The 20,855-nt window shown below is 71.9% G+C and carries 18 protein-coding genes and 2 pseudogenes; 7 read left to right on the top strand and 13 right to left on the bottom strand.

Features of this window, described 5'->3' with window-relative positions:
* The first annotated feature begins 5 nt into the window (after window positions 1-5).
* Window positions 6-161, top strand: a complete 156-nt coding sequence (locus tag ACZ4WH_RS32695) for a hypothetical protein (RefSeq protein WP_468187656.1) — start codon at window positions 6-8, stop codon at window positions 159-161.
* Window positions 162-180: 19 nt separating this feature from the next.
* Entirely contained in the window at window positions 181-1,077 is an 897-nt protein-coding gene (locus tag ACZ4WH_RS32690; RefSeq protein ID WP_468187654.1) for an NAD(P)-dependent oxidoreductase, read from the top strand.
* Between the two features lie 115 nt (window positions 1,078-1,192).
* On the opposite strand, the gene ACZ4WH_RS32685 is transcribed toward ACZ4WH_RS32690, so the two are convergent.
* The 3 genes and pseudogenes from ACZ4WH_RS32685 to ACZ4WH_RS32675 form a co-directional block, all read right to left on the bottom strand.
* Window positions 1,193-1,825 carry a hypothetical protein gene (locus ACZ4WH_RS32685; RefSeq protein ID WP_468187653.1) on the bottom strand — a complete coding sequence of 211 codons (633 nt, stop codon included), beginning with the start codon at window positions 1,823-1,825 and terminating at the stop codon, window positions 1,193-1,195.
* Window positions 1,826-2,156: 331 nt separating this feature from the next.
* Window positions 2,157-2,503: pseudogene (locus tag ACZ4WH_RS32680) on the bottom strand (LamG domain-containing protein).
* Window positions 2,504-2,569: 66 nt separating this feature from the next.
* Window positions 2,570-2,848: a hypothetical protein gene (locus ACZ4WH_RS32675; protein WP_468187651.1), complete on the bottom strand. Its 279-nt coding sequence runs from the start codon at window positions 2,846-2,848 to the stop codon at window positions 2,570-2,572.
* Between the two features lie 191 nt (window positions 2,849-3,039).
* Between ACZ4WH_RS32675 and ACZ4WH_RS32670 the strand changes: the two genes are divergently transcribed.
* Complete coding sequence (locus ACZ4WH_RS32670; RefSeq protein WP_468187649.1) at window positions 3,040-3,795, top strand: FG-GAP repeat domain-containing protein; 756 nt, start codon at window positions 3,040-3,042, stop codon at window positions 3,793-3,795.
* Window positions 3,796-3,811: 16 nt separating this feature from the next.
* Here ACZ4WH_RS32670 and ACZ4WH_RS32665 read toward each other — a convergent pair whose 3' ends face one another.
* Window positions 3,812-4,468, bottom strand: coding sequence for a maleylpyruvate isomerase N-terminal domain-containing protein (locus ACZ4WH_RS32665; RefSeq protein ID WP_468187647.1), 657 nt, complete (start codon window positions 4,466-4,468; stop codon window positions 3,812-3,814).
* 259 nt (window positions 4,469-4,727) lie between these two features.
* Between ACZ4WH_RS32665 and ACZ4WH_RS32660 the strand changes: the two genes are divergently transcribed.
* From ACZ4WH_RS32660 to ACZ4WH_RS32650, 3 genes are all read left to right on the top strand, one after another.
* Window positions 4,728-5,171: an ester cyclase gene (locus ACZ4WH_RS32660; RefSeq protein ID WP_468187646.1), complete on the top strand. Its 444-nt coding sequence runs from the start codon at window positions 4,728-4,730 to the stop codon at window positions 5,169-5,171.
* Between the two features lie 44 nt (window positions 5,172-5,215).
* Window positions 5,216-5,704 (top strand): GNAT family N-acetyltransferase, encoded by a 489-nt coding sequence (locus tag ACZ4WH_RS32655; protein WP_468187644.1) that lies wholly within the window; start codon window positions 5,216-5,218, stop codon window positions 5,702-5,704.
* Window positions 5,705-5,811: 107 nt separating this feature from the next.
* On the top strand, window positions 5,812-7,041 hold the full coding sequence (locus ACZ4WH_RS32650) for a glycoside hydrolase family 88 protein (protein WP_468187642.1): 1,230 nt from the start codon (window positions 5,812-5,814) through the stop codon (window positions 7,039-7,041).
* 36 nt (window positions 7,042-7,077) lie between these two features.
* On the opposite strand, the pseudogene ACZ4WH_RS32645 reads toward ACZ4WH_RS32650, so the two are convergent.
* Window positions 7,078-8,786, bottom strand: a pseudogene (locus ACZ4WH_RS32645) (CTP synthase).
* Between the two features lie 101 nt (window positions 8,787-8,887).
* Between ACZ4WH_RS32645 and ACZ4WH_RS32640 the strand changes: the two are divergent.
* On the top strand, window positions 8,888-9,514 hold the full coding sequence (locus ACZ4WH_RS32640) for a pyridoxamine 5'-phosphate oxidase family protein (RefSeq protein ID WP_468187640.1): 627 nt from the start codon (window positions 8,888-8,890) through the stop codon (window positions 9,512-9,514).
* A gap of 39 nt (window positions 9,515-9,553) precedes the next feature.
* Here the strand turns inward: ACZ4WH_RS32640 and ACZ4WH_RS32635 are convergent, their stop codons facing one another.
* The 8 genes from ACZ4WH_RS32635 to ACZ4WH_RS32600 are packed head-to-tail and all read right to left on the bottom strand — an operon-like array spanning window position 9,554 to window position 20,824.
* Complete coding sequence (locus ACZ4WH_RS32635) at window positions 9,554-10,768, bottom strand: M20 metallopeptidase family protein (protein WP_468187639.1); 1,215 nt, start codon at window positions 10,766-10,768, stop codon at window positions 9,554-9,556.
* Window positions 10,765-11,820 (bottom strand): methyltransferase, encoded by a 1,056-nt coding sequence (locus tag ACZ4WH_RS32630; RefSeq protein WP_468187637.1) that lies wholly within the window; start codon window positions 11,818-11,820, stop codon window positions 10,765-10,767. Before ACZ4WH_RS32630 ends, ACZ4WH_RS32635 begins: the two co-directional genes overlap by 4 nt.
* A complete protein-coding gene (locus ACZ4WH_RS32625) occupies window positions 11,817-12,581 on the bottom strand; it encodes a 4'-phosphopantetheinyl transferase family protein (RefSeq protein ID WP_468187635.1) in 765 nt (254 codons plus the stop codon). Before ACZ4WH_RS32625 ends, ACZ4WH_RS32630 begins: the two co-directional genes overlap by 4 nt.
* Window positions 12,582-12,588: 7 nt before the next feature.
* Window positions 12,589-13,518, bottom strand: coding sequence for a DMT family transporter (locus ACZ4WH_RS32620; RefSeq protein WP_468187633.1), 930 nt, complete (start codon window positions 13,516-13,518; stop codon window positions 12,589-12,591).
* Window positions 13,515-18,866 (bottom strand): amino acid adenylation domain-containing protein, encoded by a 5,352-nt coding sequence (locus ACZ4WH_RS32615; protein ID WP_468187631.1) that lies wholly within the window; start codon window positions 18,864-18,866, stop codon window positions 13,515-13,517. The genes ACZ4WH_RS32620 and ACZ4WH_RS32615 overlap by 4 nt, the downstream gene beginning before the upstream one ends.
* Window positions 18,863-19,684: a class-II aminoacyl-tRNA synthetase family protein gene (locus ACZ4WH_RS32610; protein ID WP_468187629.1), complete on the bottom strand. Its 822-nt coding sequence runs from the start codon at window positions 19,682-19,684 to the stop codon at window positions 18,863-18,865. The genes ACZ4WH_RS32615 and ACZ4WH_RS32610 overlap by 4 nt, the downstream gene beginning before the upstream one ends.
* Complete coding sequence (locus ACZ4WH_RS32605; RefSeq protein WP_468187627.1) at window positions 19,677-19,943, bottom strand: acyl carrier protein; 267 nt, start codon at window positions 19,941-19,943, stop codon at window positions 19,677-19,679. The genes ACZ4WH_RS32610 and ACZ4WH_RS32605 overlap by 8 nt, the downstream gene beginning before the upstream one ends.
* Entirely contained in the window at window positions 19,943-20,824 is an 882-nt protein-coding gene (locus ACZ4WH_RS32600; protein ID WP_468187625.1) for a diiron oxygenase, read from the bottom strand. The genes ACZ4WH_RS32605 and ACZ4WH_RS32600 overlap by 1 nt, the downstream gene beginning before the upstream one ends.
* Window positions 20,825-20,855: the final 31 nt, after the last annotated feature.

Genomic DNA, 20,855 nt, shown 5'->3' with positions numbered 1-20,855 from the left:
GGCTGGTGGAAGATCTTCCTGGCGGCCGGGTCCGTATCCTCAGCCAGGAGACGCGGATCGGCCGGCCCGCCGCCGAACTGGCCCGGCGGAGGCCCAACCCGATGCTGAACGGCCGTCAGACGTGGCTGGACGGTCTGGTCCGCGCCGCCACATCCTCGTGATCTTCAGGGAGTTGCCGTCATGACCGACAAGCTCACCGTGAGTGTCCTGGGCACCGGCATCATGGGTGCCGCGATGGCCCGCAACCTCGTGCGGGCCGGACACACCGTCCGCGCCTGGAACCGTACCCGCGCCAAGGCCGAACCGCTCGCCGCCGACGGCGCGCACATCGCCGGCACGCCCGCCGAGGCCGTCGAGGGCGCCGACGTCGTCCTGACCATGCTCTACGACGGCCCGGCCACCCTCGACGTCATGCGCGAGGCCGCACCCGCGCTGCGCTCGGGCGCCGCGTGGGCGCAGTCCACCACCGCCGGTATCGCGGCCATCGGTGACCTGGCCGCCTTCGCCCGCGAGCACGACCTCGTCTTCTTCGACGCGCCGGTGCTGGGCACCCGGCAGCCCGCCGAGGCCGGCCAGCTCCTCGTCCTCGCCGCGGGGCCGAGCGAGCACCGCGCCGCCGTGGCCCCGGTGTTCGACGCGGTCGGGTCCCGTACGGTGTGGACCGGCGAGGACGGCGCGGCCGGCACCGCGAGCCGCCTGAAGCTGGTCGCGAACAGCTGGGTTCTCGCGGTCACCGCCGCGGCCGGCGAGGTGCTGGCCTTGGCGCGGGCGCTCGACGTGGACCCGCAGAGCTTCTTCGACGCGATCGAGGGCGGCCCGCTGGACATGGGCTACCTGCGGGCCAAGTCGAAGCTGGTCCTCGACGACCAGTTGACCCCGGCGCAGTTCGCGGTGGCCACGGCCGCCAAGGACGCCCGGCTGATCGTCCAGGCGGGCGAGGAGAACGGGGTGCGCCTGGACGTGGCCGCCGCGAGCGCCGAGCGCATGGAGCGCGCCGCCGCGCAGGGCCACGCCGACGAGGACATGGTCGCCGCCTACTTCGCCAGCTTCGACTCCGCCGACCGGCCGTCCGACTGAAGGAGACCCCGTACGTCCCAGCACCGCTGCCGCCCGACGCCGCCGCACTGCTCCGCCGGCCGGCCCGACCCCGCCGTGATGGCCGCCCCGCGCTCCGACGGCGGATGGCGGGCGGTCACGCGTCCGGCTCGGTGCCCTCCGCCGGTTCCTGTGCCGATTCGCCCGGCACGACGTAGAAGACGGACGAGCCCTGCTTGGTGCGCTGGGCGCCGTTCCTCGCCACGAGGTTCTCCAGCGTGGTGCGGACGACCTTCGTCTGGATTCCGCGCTCGGGATGTGCCTGGGCCAGGGCCTCGGTGACCTCCGCGGCGGAACGGGGTTCGTTCTGCTCCGCCAGGTGCCGGCGGACGAGTTCGATCAGCGTGGGCTGAGCGGGCTCGGACGGCGCCTTCTCCGCCGCCGGTTTCCCGGCGGTCGCCTTCTTCGTCACCGCCTTCTTCGTCACGGTCTTCTTCGCGACCGCCTTCTTGGCCGCGGGCTTCTTGTCGTCGGCGCGCCGCGTGCCGCCGCTCTTCTTGCGCGGGGCGGGGACGACCGCCCGCCCGGCCGGTGCGGCGAGGCCGAGTGCCTGCCGCATGTTCAGCAGGATGCCGTGGTCGTGCTGGAGCGTGGTCAACTGCTCCTGTAGAACGGCGATTTCAGCCGTGATGCGTTCCTGCTCCTTGAGGTTGTGTTCGAGGTCGTTGGTCACCTGACTGACGTACTGAGAGGTCAATTCGGTGACGGGCCCGGCGCTTTCCGGCATCATTTCCTCCGCTCCTGACGGTGCGACACCTGGATGATACGGGTGGGTCAACCCGTTTTCACCGTTGACGAGGCGGCAACGGCTGACCGACAACCCGCTCCCGGCCGCTACCGGGCGCGCCAGCATACCGCCGGTGACGCCACGTGCGGGCCCGGTCGGGCAGGTGGGCCGTCACGCTGTCGTCACCGGCAGGTGAGCCTGGCCGGGCGCGGCCCGGGCGCCGCCCGCGCGGTGAGGGCGACATGACCCGGTCGCTCGGGGTGCGGACGTGCACGGTCAGGGGCCGGTCGGTGAAAGGCGGTCCCCGTCCTGGAAGGCACCGCGTGGGCGGGCGTCAGCCCTGGGCGAGGGCGGCGGCCTCGGTGGGGCCGAGCGTCCGGCCGTAGACCCGGAAGTCGTCCACGGCCCCCTTCAGACACGGGTCCGGGTACTGGGACCGGCCGATGTAGGCGGCCCGGATGTGGTTGCCGAAGGTGCGGGGCTCGACGGTGACGCCGGCGTTCCGGCCCACCTCCCGGCCGTCGACGTACAGACGGCGGTGCCGGAGCCGTAGGCGACGGCCACATGGACCCACCGGTCCGCCGGCAACGGGTCGGCGTCGATGCGCTGTTCCGCGCCCCCGCCGGCCGCGGTGATCGCGTACCGCAGGGTGCCCGCGTCGCTGAGCGGGGTCAGGAACATGTTGGCGCCGACCCCGGTGCCGAAGTCGAAGATCCGGCTCCCAGGCGGCCGGTTGCCCGACCGGCTTCACCCAGGCCGCCACCGAGTAGGCGGACGCGCCCGCCAGGCCGCGAACTCCGGTGGCGGGGACGGAGGTTGGCCGGTCAGCCAGTAGACGTCGTAGTACTGGTGGTGGACGCGGGCGACGGGCAGCAGCATGACCGGCTTCCCGTCGGCGGGCGCCGTGAACCGCAGCGGCTCGGCCGAGGCCTGCCGGATGCTGGAGGTGTCCAGCCGGGGCAGCCACCGGTTGGCCGTGTCGCCGTACGCCCCGGCCAGCACCACCGGCCCGTGCAGGACGGCCATGACGTCCGGGTCGTCCGGGGTGGCCTTCAGGGTCGTCTTCGGTGGTCTGCCGCCAGGTGATGCCCTTCTCCTGCCGGCGGACCTCGGACGGGATGAAAGGACGGGCTCCTGATGTCAATGGCACAGGGGAGAACATCCGCCCGAGGCCCCGGCCCCGGGCGCACCCGGCCCGGTGACTACGATCCGTCCCCATGCCCGTGCGTGAACACAGCGGTACCTTCCGGCCGAGACGGCTCACCCGCATGGGGTTCCTGCTGGCGGGCGGCGTGCTGCTGCTCGCCGGCGGCGAGGACTCCCTGGGGAAGCCCCCACCGCGCCCGACCGCACCGCCCGCCGTCACCGCGTGTCTGACGCGGTCCGGGAACCTGATCGCCGACGTCGACAACGACGGCCGGCCGGACCGGATCAGCGACCCGTCCCACCGGGGAGCCCAGCTGACCCTCACCTTCGGCATCGGCTCGCCCCACGAAACGACGGTCCGGGCACGGGGGTTGGCCGACCGCACCGCCGCCCGGCAGGAGTATGTGAGCGCCGTCGTGGCGGACTTCGACCGGGACGGATGGAGCGACCTGGTCGTCGTGGCGGGGGAGGAGCAGGGCGGAGACGACCCGATCCAGCCCCGGGTGGCCGAGCTGAGGCTGGGCCCGTTCTCCGACACCGGCCGCAGCCGGCGGACCGTCCCCCTCGACCTGCGCGCCACGAAGGACATCGCCGTGGCCGACTACAACCACGATCGGTATCCCGACCTGACGGCGTACACCTACTCCGGCGACGGCACCTACGAGATCCAGGCCCGCCTCGGCGATCCGCACACGGGCCTGGCACCTGACACCCGCACCTACACGACGGACACCCCGGCCACGGGCTACGACCCCCCGTCCCCCCTGCCCCACGCGGGCATGACCCCGTTCTACCCGCCGTGCGGGACACCGGAACAGGCCGGATGACACCTGCCCCACAGGCTCACCCGAGGACGAGGGGGAGTTTCCCGGCCAGTCGGCCGAGTCGGGTCCGCTCGGTGGCGGTCGGGGGGCGGCGCCCCGTACCGACGCGCAGGGCGTCCTGGTCGGACCACGACGGGGGGAAGGGCGCCCCGGCGATCTCCTCCAGCATGGCGCGTGACCGGGCGAGGCTCTCGGCGGGGGGTTCCGCCGCGTCCGGGAGGTGGGCGATCAGGTCCAGGTGGTGCAGGGTCCACTCCAGGACGTACGCGCGGAGGTAGTCGCCCGCGGTGAGGACCATGTCCTGCGTACGCACCCGCTGCCCGGGGTCGGCCAGTTCCGCCGCGCGCCCGGCGGCCGAACCGACGTCGTCGAGGTGGAACTTCAGCAGCCGTGGCTCCTCGTACGCGGCGGCCAGCCGGACGGTCAGCGCGTCCAGCGGATCGTCGCCGGTCGGCGGGGTGGCGGTGACGTTCCAGTACGTCACCGCGTCGTGCGTCGGCTCCGCCGTGGTGGGCGTCACCAGGGTGATCAGCACGTCCTGAGCGTCGATGATCAGATGGCACACCAGATCACGGACGAGCCAGCCGGTGCAGCCGGACGGCCGCGCGAAGTCCTCGTCGGGGAGGCCGGCGACCGCCGTACGCAAGGCCGTCCACGAGCGTGAGAAGAGTTCCACGGGCGCAAAGTAGCAGCGGGTGGCCCGCCCTTCGACCGAATTCCGGTCGGCCGGGGACGCCTCGACGCCGGTCATCGGGTCACTGACCGGACAAGGGCCTGTGGTCGGCGGCATCGGCCGGCGGGGGGACGCGAGGGAGGAACGAAGTGGGACACGTCGATCGACGGCGCCGTGTCACGTCCTGGCGGGCTGTCTCGTCGTAGAGGGCGAACGAGCGAGTACCGACCCGATGCCTCACGGAGACCCGAGGAGCAGCCCCATGACGACAGCCCAGGCAGCACGCAACAAGGCGACGTTCCGTCGCCTGCACGAGGCCGTCCGCACCGGTGACCCGGAAACCGTGTCCAAGACGATCGACGAGGTGGTCGCGCCGGACCTGGTGTTCCACGCGCCGGTGCCGATGGGGAGGACGGGCGTGCAGGCCCTCAAACTCGTGTGGGAGGTGCTTCTGCGCGCGTTCCCCGACCTGCGGGTCGAGATCGAGGACGCGATCGCAGAGGGGGACAAGGTCGTCTTCCGGAACACGGTCACCGGCACCCACCAGGGTGAGTACCGGGGCCTCCCGCCCACCGGGAAGCCCGTCAGGTACGACGAGATCTTCATCGTCCGGTTCGCGGACGACCGCGTCGCCGAGATCTGGGGCGTCGTCGACGTCTTCACGCAGATGCGGCAACTGGGCATGGTCCCCGGCGGCCCGTCCTGAACACGTGTCCGGAGCCCGCCCCGGCCGCGTAGTGTCGGCGCGTCATGGATCTGCTTCCCTGTGCTCCCGCTCACGCGGCCCTCGTCGCGGCCTGGCCGACGTCGGCGGCGGAGGCCGTGATGTGGTGCGGGAGTCATGAGTTCCCCGTGTCCGAGCAGACGGTCGCCGGGTGGCACCAGGCGGACGACGTCACGGCCCATGTGCTGGTGGACGGGCAAAGGGTGCTCGGGTACGGCGAGGTGTGGCTCGACGCCGAGGAGGACGAGGCCGAACTGGCGCGGATCATCGTGGCGCCCGAGGCCCGCGGGACGGGGCTGGGCCGCGTGCTCGTCCAGGGGCTCTTCGCGCGTGCTGTCCGGGCCGGGTTCGCGGATGTCCACATGCGGGTGCACCCCGACAACGCCCGAGCGCTCAGGTGCTACCTGGGCGCCGGGTTCCGTCCGGTCGATCCCGGCCTCGCCGAGAACTGGAACACCGCTCAGCCGGTCGGCTACGTCTGGCTCCGGCATGACTCCGACGCCCCGCGCCACTGACTTGGTTCACACTGATGAACTCCACACACATGGGTGTACATGCTTGAGGTCGGTGTGCAAGGCTCAGCCAACTTCTCTTGTCCACTGTGGAGTTGGAGGGCGCGAGCATGAGCGTTTCCCGGCGTGCGTTGCTGGCCACGGCGGCTGGTGCGGCGGCCGTAGGGGCCTCCGCGGTGCCGGCCGCCGCGGCGGCGGACCGGCAGTCATCAGGAGCGACCCCGCGGACACTCCGCGCGGCGGCGGACTACGCCGTGGAGAAGGTCCGTACCGTCGCGCCCGGCGTGACGGGCTTCCCGGTCGGGACCAAGTTCGAGAAGTGGACGTACTCGCGCAACGGGGACTGGGTGGGCGGCTTCTGGCCCGGAACGCTGTGGATGGCCTGGCTGTACAGCGAGGACGACGCCTTCCGCGCGTGGGCGGTCGAGTCGGCACGGAACCTCGCCCCCCGGCAGTACGACACGAGCACGCACGACCTCGGTTTCCTCTTCTCCCCCTCCTGGGTCACCGCCTGGCGCCTGACCGGCGACGACGAGTGGCGGACGGGCGCGATACGGGCGGCCGACTCCCTGATCCAGCGGTACAACCCGCGCGGGAAGTTCATCCGGGCCTGGGGAGCGCTGACGGATCGCGCCAACGCGGGCCGCGTCATCATGGACACGATGATGAACCTCGATCTGCTGGCGTTCGCGAGCCGGCAGACCGGCGACGACACCTACCTGGACATCGCCGTCGAGCACGCGAGGACCGCGCAGCGCGTCTTCCCCCGCCCGGACGGATCCACCCCGCATGTGTTCGACTTCGACCCGGACACCGGCGACGCCATCGGCCCCAACACGGTGCAGGGCTACAGCCCCACCTCCTGCTGGTCGCGCGGGCAGGCGTGGGGCATCTACGGCTTCACCACGATGTACCGGCGCACCGGGCACAAGGAGTTCCGGGACACCGCGCGGAAACTCGCCGACTTCGCCATCGGAGCGCTGACCCCGGACCACGTGCCGGTGTGGGACTACCGGGCACCGCAGCAGCCTCACGACATCAAGGACGCCTCCGCCGGCGCCATCATGGCGTGCGGCCTGCTCGACCTGTACGCGGCGACGGGCAGACACACCTACCGGGAGGTGGCGCTGCGGCTCCTCACCGCGCTGGCGGACACCTGCCTGACCAGGAACTCGGCCCGCGCCGACGCCGTCGTGGCCCGCTGCACCCGCAACCGCCCGGCCGAGGACGGCATCGAGGTCTCGCTGCCCTACGCCGACTACTACCTCCTCGAAGGCATCCTGCGCGTGCTCCGGCCCGAGGACGTCGACCGGGCGATCGACCTGTCGCAGCCGGCGTGAGACGGCGCCGCGCCACAGGCCCGCTCGGCCGAGAACTCAGCGACTCTCCGTCGCCACGGACGAGGGCACGCGTCGAGGAACCGACGCCCGGGTGACGGCCCCGCGGCGGCTGTCCGCATGGCGCAGGGCGGCCGCCACCAGCCCGCGGAACAGCGGATGGGGACGGGTCGGGCGGGAGCGGAACTCCGGGTGGGCCTGCGTGGCGACGAAGAACGGGTGTGCGGCGCGGGGCAGTTCCACGTACTCGACCAGCGTGCCGTCGGGCGACAGCCCCGAGCAGGTGAGCCCCGCCTCCTCAAGTCGCTCCCGGTAGGCGTTGTTGACCTCGTACCGGTGGCGGTGCCGCTCCTCGACCCGTGTCGTGCCGTACAGGCCGGCGACGAGCGAGCCCTCCCGGAGGACCGCCGGGGCGGCACCGAGCCGCATGCTGCCGCCCATGTCCCGCAGGCCCTCCAGGACGTCCTGCTGTTCGGCCATGGTCGCGATCACCGGATGGGCGGTCTCCGGATCGAACTCCGTGCTGTTGGCGCCGTCCAGCCGGGCCAGGTGCCGCGCGACGTCGACGACCATGCACTGCAACCCCAGGCACAGCCCCAGCACCGGGATGCCGTGTTCGCGGGCGTGCCGGGACGCGGCGATCTTGCCCTCCGAGCCACGGGCGCCGAAACCCGGCGGGAGCAGCACTCCGTCGACGCCGTCCAGCGCGCGAGCCGCGCCGTCGGGAGTGGCGCAGTCGTCGCTGCGCACCCAGCGCACCACGACCCGCGCGTGATGGGCGAAGCCGCCGTGCCGCAGCGCCTCCGCGGGGGACAGGTAGGCGTCGGGGACGTCGAGATACTTGCCGACCAGGGCGACGGTCACCTCGCGGGCGGGCCGGTGCACGCGGTCCAGCAGGTCCTCCCAGACCGCCCAGTCGGGCTCCCGGGCCGGCAGGTTCAGCCGCGGCGCACCACAAAGGAGTCGAGGCCCTCGGTGTGCAGCAGGCCCGGGATGTCGTAGACCGACGGGGCGTCCGGGCAGGCCACCACCGCGTCCGCGTCCACGTCGCACATGAGGGAGATCTTGCGCTTGATCCCGGCCGGGACCTCGCGGTCCGCGCGCAGCACGACCGCGTCCGGCTGGATGCCGATGTTCCGCAGGGCCGCGACCGAGTGCTGGGTCGGCTTGGACTTCAGCTCCCCGGACGGGTTGAGGTAGGGAAGCAGCGAGATGTGGAGGAAGAAGCAGTTCTCGCGGCCCACCTGGTGGCGCAGCTGGCGGATCGCCTCCAGGAAGGGGAGCGACTCGATGTCACCGACGGTCCCGCCCACCTCGGCAATGGCGACGTCCACGTCCTTCTCGGCCATCAGCCTGATCCGTGACGTGATCTCGTCGGTGATGTGCGGGACGACCTGGACCGTCTCGCCCAGATACTCCCCGCGCCGCTCCTTGGCGATCACCGTGGAGTACACCTGACCGGTCGTCACACTGGCCGTCGCGTCGAGGTCGGTGTCGAGGAACCGCTCGTAGTGGCCGATGTCCAGATCGGTCTCGGCGCCGTCGTCGGTGACGAAGACCTCACCGTGCTGGAACGGGCTCATCGTGCCCGGATCCACGTTCAGATAGGGGTCCAGTTTCTGGAGGGTGACCCTCAGGCCGCGCAGCGTGAGGAGCCTGCCGAGGCTCGCAGCCGTGAGGCCTTTGCCCAGCGACGAGGCCACCCCGCCGGTGACGAACACGTACTTGGTGGTGTTCACCGAACTCATGGAGTCTCCCAGGACTTCTGAACTAAGCTCTGGACCAAGCTGTTCTTCGCTGCTCTTTCCGCTTGCCCCGGCTGTATTTCTCGAAAGGGAGGCAGCGCCGCATGAGCCGATACGCCCACGTGGCCTTCACCGAAAACGTCCGACGCGTCCAGGAAGAGCGGGGAAGCGCCTCCGCGATGCACCGGCTTCTCGCCTCGGACCCCGAACGCGCCGACCGACTGGGCGCCGACGAGGCCGAGTTCATCGCGGCCCGTGACGGATTCTACCTCGGCACCGTGAGCGAGACCGGTTGGCCGTACATCCAGTTCCGCGGCGGACCGCCCGGATTCGTGCACGTCCTTGACGCGCAGACGCTGGCCTTCCTCGATGTGCGCGGAAATCGTCAGTACATCACGGCCGGAAATATTCGCGGAAACGACCGGGTCTCGCTGTTCTTCATGGATTACGCGCACCGCACCCGGCTGAAAGTATTCGGCCGGGCCGAGATCAGGGACGCCGCTGAATTCCAGGGCCTTGCCGGCCGGTCGGGGGACGCGCGCACCGACGGGCACGAGGAGTCGCTGATGGTCGTACGGGTCGAGGGCCTCGCCTGGAACTGCGCCCAGCACATCACCCCGCGGTTCTCCGAGGCGGAACTCGCGGACGCGCTGGAGAACGTGTACGAGCGCATCGTGCGCCTGGAGGAGGAGAACCGGGAACTGCGCTCGCGGCTCGGGGCGCGGACCTGAGCCCGACCCCGAGCCGCGACGGCGCTCGCCCGGCTCCGGTCAGCCGACCGCGGCCAGCCGGTCCTCGGCCAGGGAGGCCAGGAGCAGGGCGCCGTCGCCCAGGACCTCGTTGCCGAACACAGCGTCGGGGCTGTGGTTGAAGCTCGCCGTCCCCGGGTCGCGGTCGGGCGGGCAGGCACCGAGGAAGAGCATCGCCCCCGGCACCCGGTCCAGGACGAAGGAGAAGTCCTCCGAGGGACTGAGGGTGTTCGGCGCCCAGAGGAGCCGGCCCGGTCCCAGCACCTTCTCGACCGTGCCCGCGGCGAAGTCCGCCTCGTCCGGGTCGACGACCGTGACCGGGTAGTCCATGGAGTGCTCCATCGCCACCGTGACCCCGTGGGCCGCGGCGACGCCTTCCAGCACCCGGGTCACCCCGTCCACGACCTGGGCCTTGGCACCCGGCCCGAAGGTGCGGACACCGATCTTCAGCTCCGCCTCGTCCGGGATGATGTTGGCCGACGTGCCCGCGTGGACGCTGCCGACCGAGAGCAGCACCGGGTCGAAGGGGTCGAAGCCCCGGCTCGCGTACGTCTGGAGCGCCAGGATCATCTCGGCCGCGGCCGGGACCGGGTCCTTCAGCAGCTGCGGCTGGGAGTCGTGCCCGCCCCGGCCCCGGACGAGCACCCGCAGGGCGTCGCCTCCGGCCAGCAGCGGGCCCTTGCGGGTCAGCAGCCATCCGGACGGCAGCATCGAGGAGGCCACGTGCACCGCGTACGCCGCCACCGGGCGCCGTCCGGCCGCGTCCAGCACCCCTTCCTCGATCATCAGCCGCGCGCCGTGGTGCCCCTCCTCTCCCGGCTGGAACATGAACACCACGTCACCGCGCAGCCCGTCCCGCTCCCGGGCGAGCAGCCGGGCCGCGCCGACCAGCATGGCCGTGTGCAGGTCGTGCCCGCAGGCATGCATCCGGCCCTCGATCTTGGACGCGTACGGGACGCCGCTCGTCTCCGTCAGCGGCAGCGCGTCCATGTCGGCGCGCAGGAGGACGACGGGACGGTCGCCGTCCCCCGCGTCCGTGCCCCCGCCGCGCAGCACGGCGGTGACGGAGGACAGCCCGCTGCCGGTCGTGATCTCCAGCGGCAGTCCGTCGAGCGCCGCGAGCACCTTGGCCTGGGTCCGCGGCAGATCGAGCCCGAGTTCCGGTTCCCGGTGGAGGTCCTCACGCAGCCGTACGAGGTCCTCCACCAGGCCGGGGTCGGGCTGCCGCCCGCTCACTTGACCGCCGTGATGATGCCGTGCGGGGTGATGGCCTCGGTGCAGCGGGTGCGCCGCACCTGGTCGAACCCGACCTCCTTCAGCGACTTCTCGTAACCCTCCCAGGAGTAGAGCATCCCGCCCTCGCCGGCCACGGCCGCGAAGAAGGGGCTGGCCAGGGCGGCCATGAGGGGACCGTCGTAGTTGTCCTCGGACATCGAGTTCAGGATCAGCACCCGGCCGCCGTCCGGCAGCACGTCGTGGGCGTGGCCCAGGAGCACGCGGATGCGGTCCTGCGGCCAGATCTGCAACTGGTGCACGAACATCACGGTGTCGTGCCCCTCCGGGTAGTCACCCGCGAAGATGTCGCCCTCGACCACCTTGACGCGGTCGCTGAGCCCCGCCTCCGCCACCCGCTTCCGGGCGAGGTCGACCACCTTCGGGATCTCCAGGACCGTGACCTCGACGTCCGGGTGGGCCTTGGCCACCGCCATGGCCATCGTCGCGTCACCGCCGCCGACGTCGAGGATCTTCCGGGAGGAGCTGAAGTCGCCGTACTTGATGAGGTGCTTGCTGGCGACGGCCGACCAGGTGCCCATGAAGTGGTAGAAGACCTTGAGCAGTTCGGGGTCCTGGCTGAGCCGGTGGTAGACCGTGGCGCCGTCGCCCGGGTAGCGGCGCAGGCCGATGTTGCTGTTGGCCCGCAGGGACTCGGTGAAGTCGACGAGGCCCGGGTAGGTGACGTACGCCTCGAACCCGACGACCGCCTTGACGAGTTCCCAGTGCCCGCCCGTGAACAGGTCCGATATCGACTTGGAGTTGAAGTACCCCTCCTCGGCGCGCTCGACCAGCCGCAGCGAGGTGACACCGAGCAGCAGGATGTCCAACGACCGCTCGGCGAGGCCCAGTTCGGCGCCGATCCGCTCACGCGGCGTACCGGGGCTGCGCTCCAGCAGGTCGAAGAGGCCGAGTTCCACACCGGCGCGGGTGAACTGGAAGGCGTTGTGTCCGAGCAGCACGGTGGTCAGGGCGTCCGGGACGACGCTCTCGGGCTGGGTCTGTACCTCGGTCATGATGCTTCTCCCTGGAATGAGAGGGTGTCGATCAGGTCGTCTGTGGTGAGCGACTGCATGCCGGAGGCGGCTGTGGAACCCCGGCCGGCCAAGGCGTCCGGGGCGGTGACGGCGACCGCGCCGACCACGTCGGCCGGCACGTCGGGCAGGTCGTACAGGAGTCGCCGGCCGAGCCGGTACGGCCGGTCCCGGCCCGTGGGGGTGAGCGGCAGGTGCGAGAGGTCCACGTCCGCCATCGCGGGCAGGCCTCGCGCGGTGAGCTTGACCAGTGCCTCCTTCCGTACCCAGATCCGCAGGAACGCGGAGTGAGGAGCGGGAGACCCGCGGATCCGGTCGATCTCACCGCGGGTCAGGAAGGACCCGAACCCTCGCAGGTCGGGCCCGTCGCTTCGGGCGGCCGGCCCGGGCAGCCGCTCGACGTCGATGCCGACGAGGTGATCGGCGGCCGAGGCCGCCACCACCCCGTCCGCGTACGAGAGGCTGACTCCGCACCGCGCGCCCGTGACCCGTGGCCGGCCGTGCGGGCCCGCGCAGAGCGGGCACCGCTGGTCCAGTACGACGTCCCGGGCCGAGGCGCCGGTCCGGCGTGCGACACACATCCGGGCCAGGACGTGCGCGGCGAGGAAGTCCGCCCGGGCCCGCCCGGTGCGCGCGGCGGCGAGGCGCTGCCGCTCGGCGGCGGTCAGGACCGACGCGTCCGCGCCGGGCAGGGCCAGAAGTCGGTCCGTCTCCGTGACGGCGACGGTCAGGACCGTCGTCACCGGCTCCTCACTTCTTGCGCTGGCTGTAGACGACACCGGCGAGCGACAGCGCACCGCCGACCACCGCGAGCCACGGCGGTGTCTCGTCGAGGATCAGCCAGGCCAGGGTCACCGCGATCGGCGGGGACAGGTAAGTGAGCGCCCCCATCTTCCCGGCGGTGGAGCGGGCCAGCGCGTAGCCCCAGGTGGTGAAGGCGACCGAGGTCGGGAAGACACCGAGGTACAGCGTCCAGCCGATCGCCTCGCCGCTCGCGTGCGAGAGGTTGTCGATCAGCTGGGGCAGGAACGGCAGGCAGAGCACCGCGCCGACGACACAGGCCAGCCAGGTGATCACCAGGGCCGAACTGTTGCCGAGCAGCGGCTTCTCGGTGATGACACCGCCCGCGTACGCGGCGGCGGCCAGCAGCGCCAGCGCGCTGCCCGTCCCGGCCTCCAGGCCCTTGCTGGAGGTGGCGAGGCCGATCAGCAGGACACCGGCGAGGGCGACGACGCCGCCGACGACCAGCGGGCGCGGGAAGCCCTCCTTGAGGAGGAACCCGGCCAGTACGGCGATCAGCACCGGACCCAGACTGATGATCATGGACGTGGTGCCCGCGTCGATCCGCTGCTCGGCGGCGTTCAGCGCCACGTTGTACACGCCGAACCACAGCAGACCGCACAGCACCAGGCGCGGTATGTCGGAGCGAGGCGGCAACGGGACCCTGCGGACCAGGACGACCGCGCCCAGCAGCACCGCACCGATGAACAGCCGCGCCAGGGTCAGCGCGCCCGGATCGAGGTCCTTTCCGGCCGCGCGGATGCCGATGAACGCGGAAGCCCACAGGAAGACGGTCAGCAGCCCGGCCGCGACCGCGAGCGGCGGCGTGCCCGAGGACGGGGCCGGAGTCTGTGGTGAATCCGGTGAAGCGGTCCCCTGATTGGCTTGCGCAGAGGTCACAGATGTTCACTTCCTTGTCGTTCTACGGGGACGGTTCGCTCAGAGGTGTCCAGGGCCGCCGCCAGCCGCCGCGCGACCTGCGCGACATGGGGCGGGCGCAGCAGGGTGAAGTGGTTTCCGGGGAGCGTGGCCTCCTCACGGACACCGCCCCGGGTCTGCCGCGCCCAGGAGGCGCGGTGTTCACGGAGCTGGTCACGGGCCCACCAGATCGTCAGCGGGGCATCGACGACCGACGGCCGGTGCGTGAGCATCAACTGCTCGTGCCGCTCGGCCAGTTCCGCCTGCCGGAGCAGGGCCTCGGACGGCAGCACGCGCGAGCCGCGTTCCTCGGCCCAGGTGATCAGCAGCTTCAGCCGTTCCGCCAGCGGCAGCCCGCGCAGCCGGTCACGGAGTGCCGCGGTGTCCTCGGCGGTGACGTCGAGCCCGGGCAGCGAGTCCGCCAGGGCGACGGCCGGCGCGAGCAGCGGATCGGGTTCGCCCTCCCCGGGCACGGACGAGTCCAGCAGGGCGACCAGCGCGACCCGCTCGCCCGCCGCCTCCAGCCCGGCCGCCACCTCGACCGCCAGGGCACCGCCCATCGACCAGCCCGCGAGGTGGTACGGCCCGGTCGGCCGGCGCTCCCGGATGACGTCCACGTACCGGGCGGCCATCGCGGCCAGGCTGTCCGCCTCGGCCTCGCCGGACAGGGCACGCGACCGGATGCCCAGCACCTCCCGCCCCTGCGGCAGGAGCGTGACCAGTTGCCGGTACGCCATCACGTCACCGCCCGCGGGATGCAGCAGGAACAGCGGCGCGGGCGTGACCGGCGCCCGGAGCGACAGGATCAGCGAGTGCTCGGACCCCGCCGAGATCAGCTCGGCGAACCGGGCCACCGTGGGCGCCTCGAACAGCGCGGTGAGCGGCAGCCGTACCCCGAAACGCCGGGCCACCACCGCCATCAGGCGTGCCGCGAGCAGCGAGTGACCACCCAGCTCGAAGAAGTCGTCGTCCTGTCCGATCGTGTCCACGTCCCGCCCGAGCAACTCGGCCCACAGCCCGGCGACCGTGCGCTGGAGAGCGGTCCCGGCCGCGCGGGCCGGGGCGGTGGTGGCCGCGGGCGCCGGGGCGGGCGCCGGCAGGGACGCGCGGTCGAGCTTGCCGTTGGCGGTGACGGGCAGGGCGGCCAGCGGCACGAACACCGGCGGCACCATGTAGTCCGGCAGGGAGCGTTCCAGGAAGGCCCGCAGCTCCCGCGGCCCGGGCGGCTCGGCTCCGGCGGCGGGTACGACGTACCCCACCAGCCGGTCGTCCACCAGCCGGACCGCGGCGGCCTGCACGGACGGGTGGGCGGCCAGCCGCGCCTCGATCTCGCCGAGTTCGATGCGGTAGCCGCGCAGTTTCACCTGGCCGTCGGCGCGGCCGATGAACTCGAAGGCGCCGTCGGGCCGTTGCCGCACCAGGTCGCCGGTCCGGTACAACCGTCCGCCGGGCCGGCGCGGATCGGGCACGAAGCGCTCGGCGGTGAGTTCGTCGCGGCCCCGGTACCCGGCCGCGAGCTGCACCCCGCCGATGTGCAGTTCCCCCACGATGCCGAGGGGCAGCGGCGTCAGCCGGTCGTCCAGCACGTCGAGCGTGGTGTTGGCGACCGGGCGGCCGATGGGCACGGAGCCTGCCGCGTCCTCAGGCCCGCACTGCCACGCCGACACGTCGACGGACGCCTCGGTGGGGCCGTACAGGTTGTGCAGCTCGACGGCGGGCGGCGGGAAGACCTCGAAGAACCGGCGGACGAGGTCCGGTGGCAGGGCCTCGCCGCTCGCGATCACCCGGCGCAGCGCACCGCAGCCGGGGGCCGCCGGGTCGGCGAGGAAGATCCGCAGCATCGACGGGACGAAGTGCACGGTCGTCACCGAGGCACGGCGGATCACCTCGGCCAGGTACCCGGGGTCGCGATGGCCGCCGGGCCGGGCCACGACGAGGCGCGCACCGGTCATGAGGGGCCAGAAGAACTCCCACACGGACACGTCGAACGTGAAGGGGGTCTTCTGGAGGACCGTGTCGGCCGCGGTGAGGCCGTACTCCTCCTGCATCCACAGGAGGCGGTTGCAGATGCCCCGGTGGGTGAGCATGACGCACTTGGGTGTGCCCGTGGAGCCCGACGTGTAGATGAGGTAGGCCAGTTGGTCGGGCGCCACCACCACGTCCGGTCCCGCGTCCTCCGGCTCCGCCATCTGGGTCAGGTCGACCCGCAGGACCGGTACGTCGTCCGGGAGGGCGTCCGGTGACCCGGTGGTGAGGACCAGTTCGGTGCCGGCGTCGGCGAGCATGAACGCCATGCGCTCCGCGGGCGTGGCCGGATCGAGCGGCAGATAGGCCCCGCCCGCCTTGAGGACCGCGAGCAGGCTGACGACCAGCTCCAGGGAACGCTCCATGCGCACGGCGACCGTCGCACCGGGCGTGAAGCGGTCCTCCCCGACGGCCCGCCGGATGCGCCGGGCCAGCCGGCCGGCCGCCGCGTCCAGCTCCGCGTACGTCAGGGAGCGGTCCTCGAAGACGAGCGCGGTCGCGTCGGGGGTACGGCGTGCCTGCCGCTCGATGTGCGCGTGCAGCGGGATGTCGAGGTCGTAGGACCGGGCCGTGTCGTTCCAGGCGTCGAGCTGCTTCAGCTCCTCGTCCGACAGCATCTGCGGGGCCGACACCGCTTCGTCGGGCCGGGTCAGCAGGGCGTCGAGCAGGGCGAGGTAGTGCCCGGTGGTGCGCTCCCGCTGCACCTCGTCGAAGCAGACGGTGTTGAAGTCGAAGTCGAGCACGAAGCGCGGCGGCGCGGCGGGGTCCCGGCGCAGCTCACGGACCTGGAGGGTGAGCCGGTCGGGGGAGTGGCCGGTGTCGAGCAGGTCGAAGCCGACCGTGCCGCCGAAGCCCTCGAACACCGCGTTCTGGTAGTTGAGGTACACGTCGTACAGGCGGGCGCCGCCGCGATGCCGGGGCACGTGGTCCTGGTACCGGGCCGCTTGCAGGAAGGCGCGCTGCGTCTCCCGGGCGAGGTGGCGGAGCGTGGTGTCGCCGCCGACCCGCAGTTGCAGCGGGAGCACGTTCATGAACAGGCCGGCCGTGTCGCGGAACTCGGCCGGACGGTTCGCGAACGGTGTGCCGACGCGCAGGAGTTCACCGCCGCCGACGCGGCGCAGGTAGGCGAAGAGCGCGGCGGCGAACGCGACGGCGGGCGAGGCGTGGCCCTCCCGCCGGGCGAACTCGGCGATGCGGGCGCTGCGTCCGGCGCCGAGGTCCAGGGTGAGCCGGGCGGTGCGGGTCGTGCCCGCCACGTCGTCTTCCCTGCCGTAGAAGGCCAGCCGCTCCACGGGCTCGGCCAGGGTCTCGCGCCAGTGGCGTTCGGCCCGGCCCAGGCGCTCGGAGCCGCGCAGCGACCGCTCGTGGTCGACGTACGCCTGGAACGGCGGCAGCGGCGTGGCCTCGTCGAGGCTTCCGCGCCGGTCCAGGTCGTAGTACGCGGAGAGGGTGCGCAGGAACAGGGACATGGACCACGCGTCGCAGACCAGGTGGTCCACGTTGAGGTACCAGGCGTACGCCGAGTCGCCGAGCCTCAGCAGGGCGGAGTCGAAGACGGACCGCGCCGGGTCGAGCCCGGACTCGCTGCGCCGCCGGGCCCAGCGCAGGGCGGCCTCGTGGGGGTCCGGTTCGTCGGTGAGGTCCACCAGGTCCACCGGCGCCGGGACGGTCTCGGTCACCCGCCGCAGCGGGACGCCGTCCACCTCGTGGAAGGTGCTGCGCAGGGCGTCGCTGTGGTCCACCAGCTTCTGGAAGGCACGCTGGAAGCGGTCGTGGTCGAGCGGGCCGGCGATGGTGTAGAGGGCGGTGACGTTCTCGTAGTACAGCCGCACGTCCCCGGCGGTCTTCTTGCCGAACCACAGCGCCAGTTGGCTGTCCGTCAGGTTGGTCTCGGGTTCCGGTCCGCCCGTCACCGCGATCGCCTCCGGCGACCGCACGGCCTGCCGGACCACCTCCTGGAACTCCTCGGCCCAGCGGGCGACGGTGGCGGTGTCGAACAGGTCGGTGCGGTACTCGAAGCAGCCGAGCAGCTCGCCGTCCTGCTCCCGCAGGTGCAGGCTGAGGTCGAGGGGGGACACGCCGAGGTCGAAGTCGTCCGGGGCGGCCGGGGTGACGGTCAGCCGTCCGGCGCGCCGGCCCGCGGTGACGGCGGGCTGGAGCGAGAAGGCGGTCTGCCGCAGCACCGTGCGCCCGGGCAGCCGGGGCGGGTTCGTCTCCCGCACGATGTCCCCGAACGGGATGTCGTGCGTCAGCGCCCCCCTGACCACCTCACCGGCGTGCCGGGCCGTCTCCGCGAACGTCTGCCCGGGCCGCAGCCGCAACCGCAGCGGCAGCGTGTTCACGAAGAAGCCGATCAGCGCCTGTTCGCCGGCTCCCTTGCGCTCGTCCACGGGGGCGCCGACGACGAGGTCCAGGCCGCCGGTGATCCTGTGCAGCGTGACGGCGTACGCGGCGAGCAGCAGGCCGTAGACGGTGGACCGGTCACGGCCGGCCGCGGCGCGCAGCTTTTGGTGGAGGCCGGCGGACACACGGAAGCCGTGCCGGGCGCCCTCGATCGCCTCCCGCGCCGGCCGGGGCCGGTCGGTGGGGAGTTCGAGGACCGGAAGCTCGCCGGACAGCTCGCCGCGCCAGTACGCGACCGACCGGTCGTGCTCCGCGTCGGCCGGACGCCGCTCGCCGGCCGGGAGAGCGGCGGGCGGCGGCAGGGGAGACGGGCGCCCCTCGGCGAAGGCCTCGTAGAGCGCGGTCAGTTCGGCGGTGAAGACACCCATCGACCAGCCGTCGCAGACCAGGTGATGCGCGACGACGGTCAGCACATGCCGTTCGGCCGTGAACCGGTAGAGCGTGAAGCGGACCAGGGGCGCCTGGTCCAGAGCGAACGGGCGCTTGCCGTTCTCCGCGTGCGCCCGGCGCGCCCGGTGCTCGCGCTCCGCCGGTTCCAGGTCGCCGAGGTCGACCAGGGGCAGTTCGACGGGCCGGGCCGTGATGACGTGCCGCACCGGCCGGCCGTCCCGCTCGTGGAACGCCGTGCGCAGCGACTCGTGCCGGGCCGTGATCTCGGTCAGCGCCCGGCGCAGCGCCTCGACGTCGAGCGGCCCCTCCAGGTGCAGCGCGGCGGAGAGGTGGTACGCCGGGCTGTCCGCGTCGAGGCGCTGGAGCAGCCACAGCCGCTGCTGGGCGTCGGAGGCGGCGGTGGGGTCGAAGGGGTGCGCGGCGGGCGCCGCCGAGCGCTGCCGCAGCCGGGCCATGAAGCGCGCGCGCTCCGGCCCGGACAACTCGGCAAGGTGTCCCAGGAGATCGCTCACGAAGCCGCCTCCGCCACCCGCTCAAGGATGTCGTCGATGTTCGTGTGCGTCTCCAGGAGGGCCGCGATCCACCGCTCCAGACCGAAGGCGACACATCCGGTGAAGGCCGGTCCGCCGTCGGCCAGGGAGATGTCGCAGCGCTCTCCGAAGAAGTTGCGGTGGAAGTTCAGCGAGCCGATGGCCAGTGCGCCCCCGTGCACGAACTCCTCCTTCACCGGGAAGAGTTGCGCCAGCAGCGCCCGCCCGCCGCTCTTCTCGAAGAACGGGTCCGACGCCGGCTGAACGGCCAGGTCGAGCCCGAGCCGGGCCGCGAACTCCACCACCTTCGGCCGGAACGCGGCCAGATGCTCCAGCACCGCCTCACGGGGCCCCAGGCACACGATCTCCCGCATGGTGAAGCCGTGCAGCCGGCGCAGCCCGTCGTAGTAGTCCTCGTTGCGGAAGCACTTGGCGACGGTGGTGACATACCGGGGTCCGGCGAGGGTCTCGGACCGGTGGTGCAGATACACGTTGTAGCAGGCCGCCGAGACCAGTCCGTACGCGCTCTCGCCGAGCCGGTCGGAAGGCAGCGCCGCGCCGTCCGCCACCTTCTCCGCCGGCAGCCTCAACGGGGCGGTCATCAGGGCGAGTTGGGGAAAGTTGTCGAAGTAGTCGATGGACGCCAGGTCCGTCGTGCTGATGACCGCCGGGAAGAGCATCGGGGTCGCGCCGCACTCCCGCGCCCAGCTCCGGAAGCGCTCGTCCAGCAGGTCCATGAGGCGGACAAGTTCCGGGCCGAGGGCGACGAGTCCGCCGCGCTCCGTGTAGAGGTCACTCATGGCTCACCGCACCGGCGCTGGTGGTGTCCGCCAGGACCGTGTCGCGTATGCCGCGCAGGGTCCGGAACCCGACGACGTTCTCCGCGGTCAGCTCCAGCTCGTGGCCGGCCAGTTCCTCCAGCAGGAGCAGCAGCTGGGGGAAGTCGAGGGAGTCGATGAGCCGGCTGTCGATGAGGTCCTCGTCCCAGCCGATGGCGGTGACCTCCGGATTGCGCGCCAGCAGCCACGCCCGCACCTGCTCGATCACGTCCGTCCCCATCAGGCCGCGGCCTCCTGGAACGGAGAGGCGGTGATGATGTCCTGGCTCACCAGGAACCGGGTGATGCGCTTGAAGAACGTCTCGTGGTAGGCGACGCGTGCCGGGTCCCGCACCAGCTCCTCGCGGAAGGCGAACGCCTCGGGGATGCCCGCGTCCCGGTACACCGTGGGGTTGTAGAGCGACTGCACGCTCGCGGTGATGTAGCGCCGGAGGTAGACGTCGAGGCGCTCGCGCAGCTCCTGGTCGCCGCGCTCCCGCAGCGGTTCGTACAGGAGGCCCACGAGCTTGCGGCCCATGATGATGTGCCGCCACTCGTCGTCGTGGTGCACCTGGTTCACCTCCCTGATCAGGGGGTGCAGGGTGGCGTCGCGGCCCATCCTGATGTTGAAGTGGTCGACCAGTTCCTCGAAGATCAGGATGCGGGCGAAGACGAGGAAGTTGGCCACGGCGGCGTCCTCCTCCGGCGTGGCGACCGGAAGCGACTTGTCGGGGTAGATCTTGCCGCCGTAGCGCAGACAGAACTGGGCGAAGAACCACATGTGCCCGTTCTCCTCGCCGAGGAAGCGATGGAAGAACTCGGACGGCAGCTCGAAGCCACGGGTGTGGATCCGCCGGGTCACCTCGATGAGCAGCTCACGTATGCCGTGGATGTTGAGGCTGAAGAAGTTGACGCTCTCCCACTTGCTCAGCCGCATGAGCTGTTTCTCGTCCAGCTCCCGTGCGTACCGTGTGCCGGCCACGGTGAGCAGGTCGGGTGTCATCCACCACTGCTCCTCGGCCAGTTCGTCCACCCAGTCGAACCGTGTGTAGGGGCTGTAGTGGTGGTCGGTCGCGTCGGCGACCAGATTGTCCAGCGTTTCCACCACGTCCGTCGTATCCATGTGCCCCCCTGCTGGGATCAGCGTGCGTCAG

This window comes from Streptomyces sp. NPDC029138 (assembly GCF_055564375.1).
This window is presented reverse-complemented; position numbering and strand designations above follow the sequence as displayed.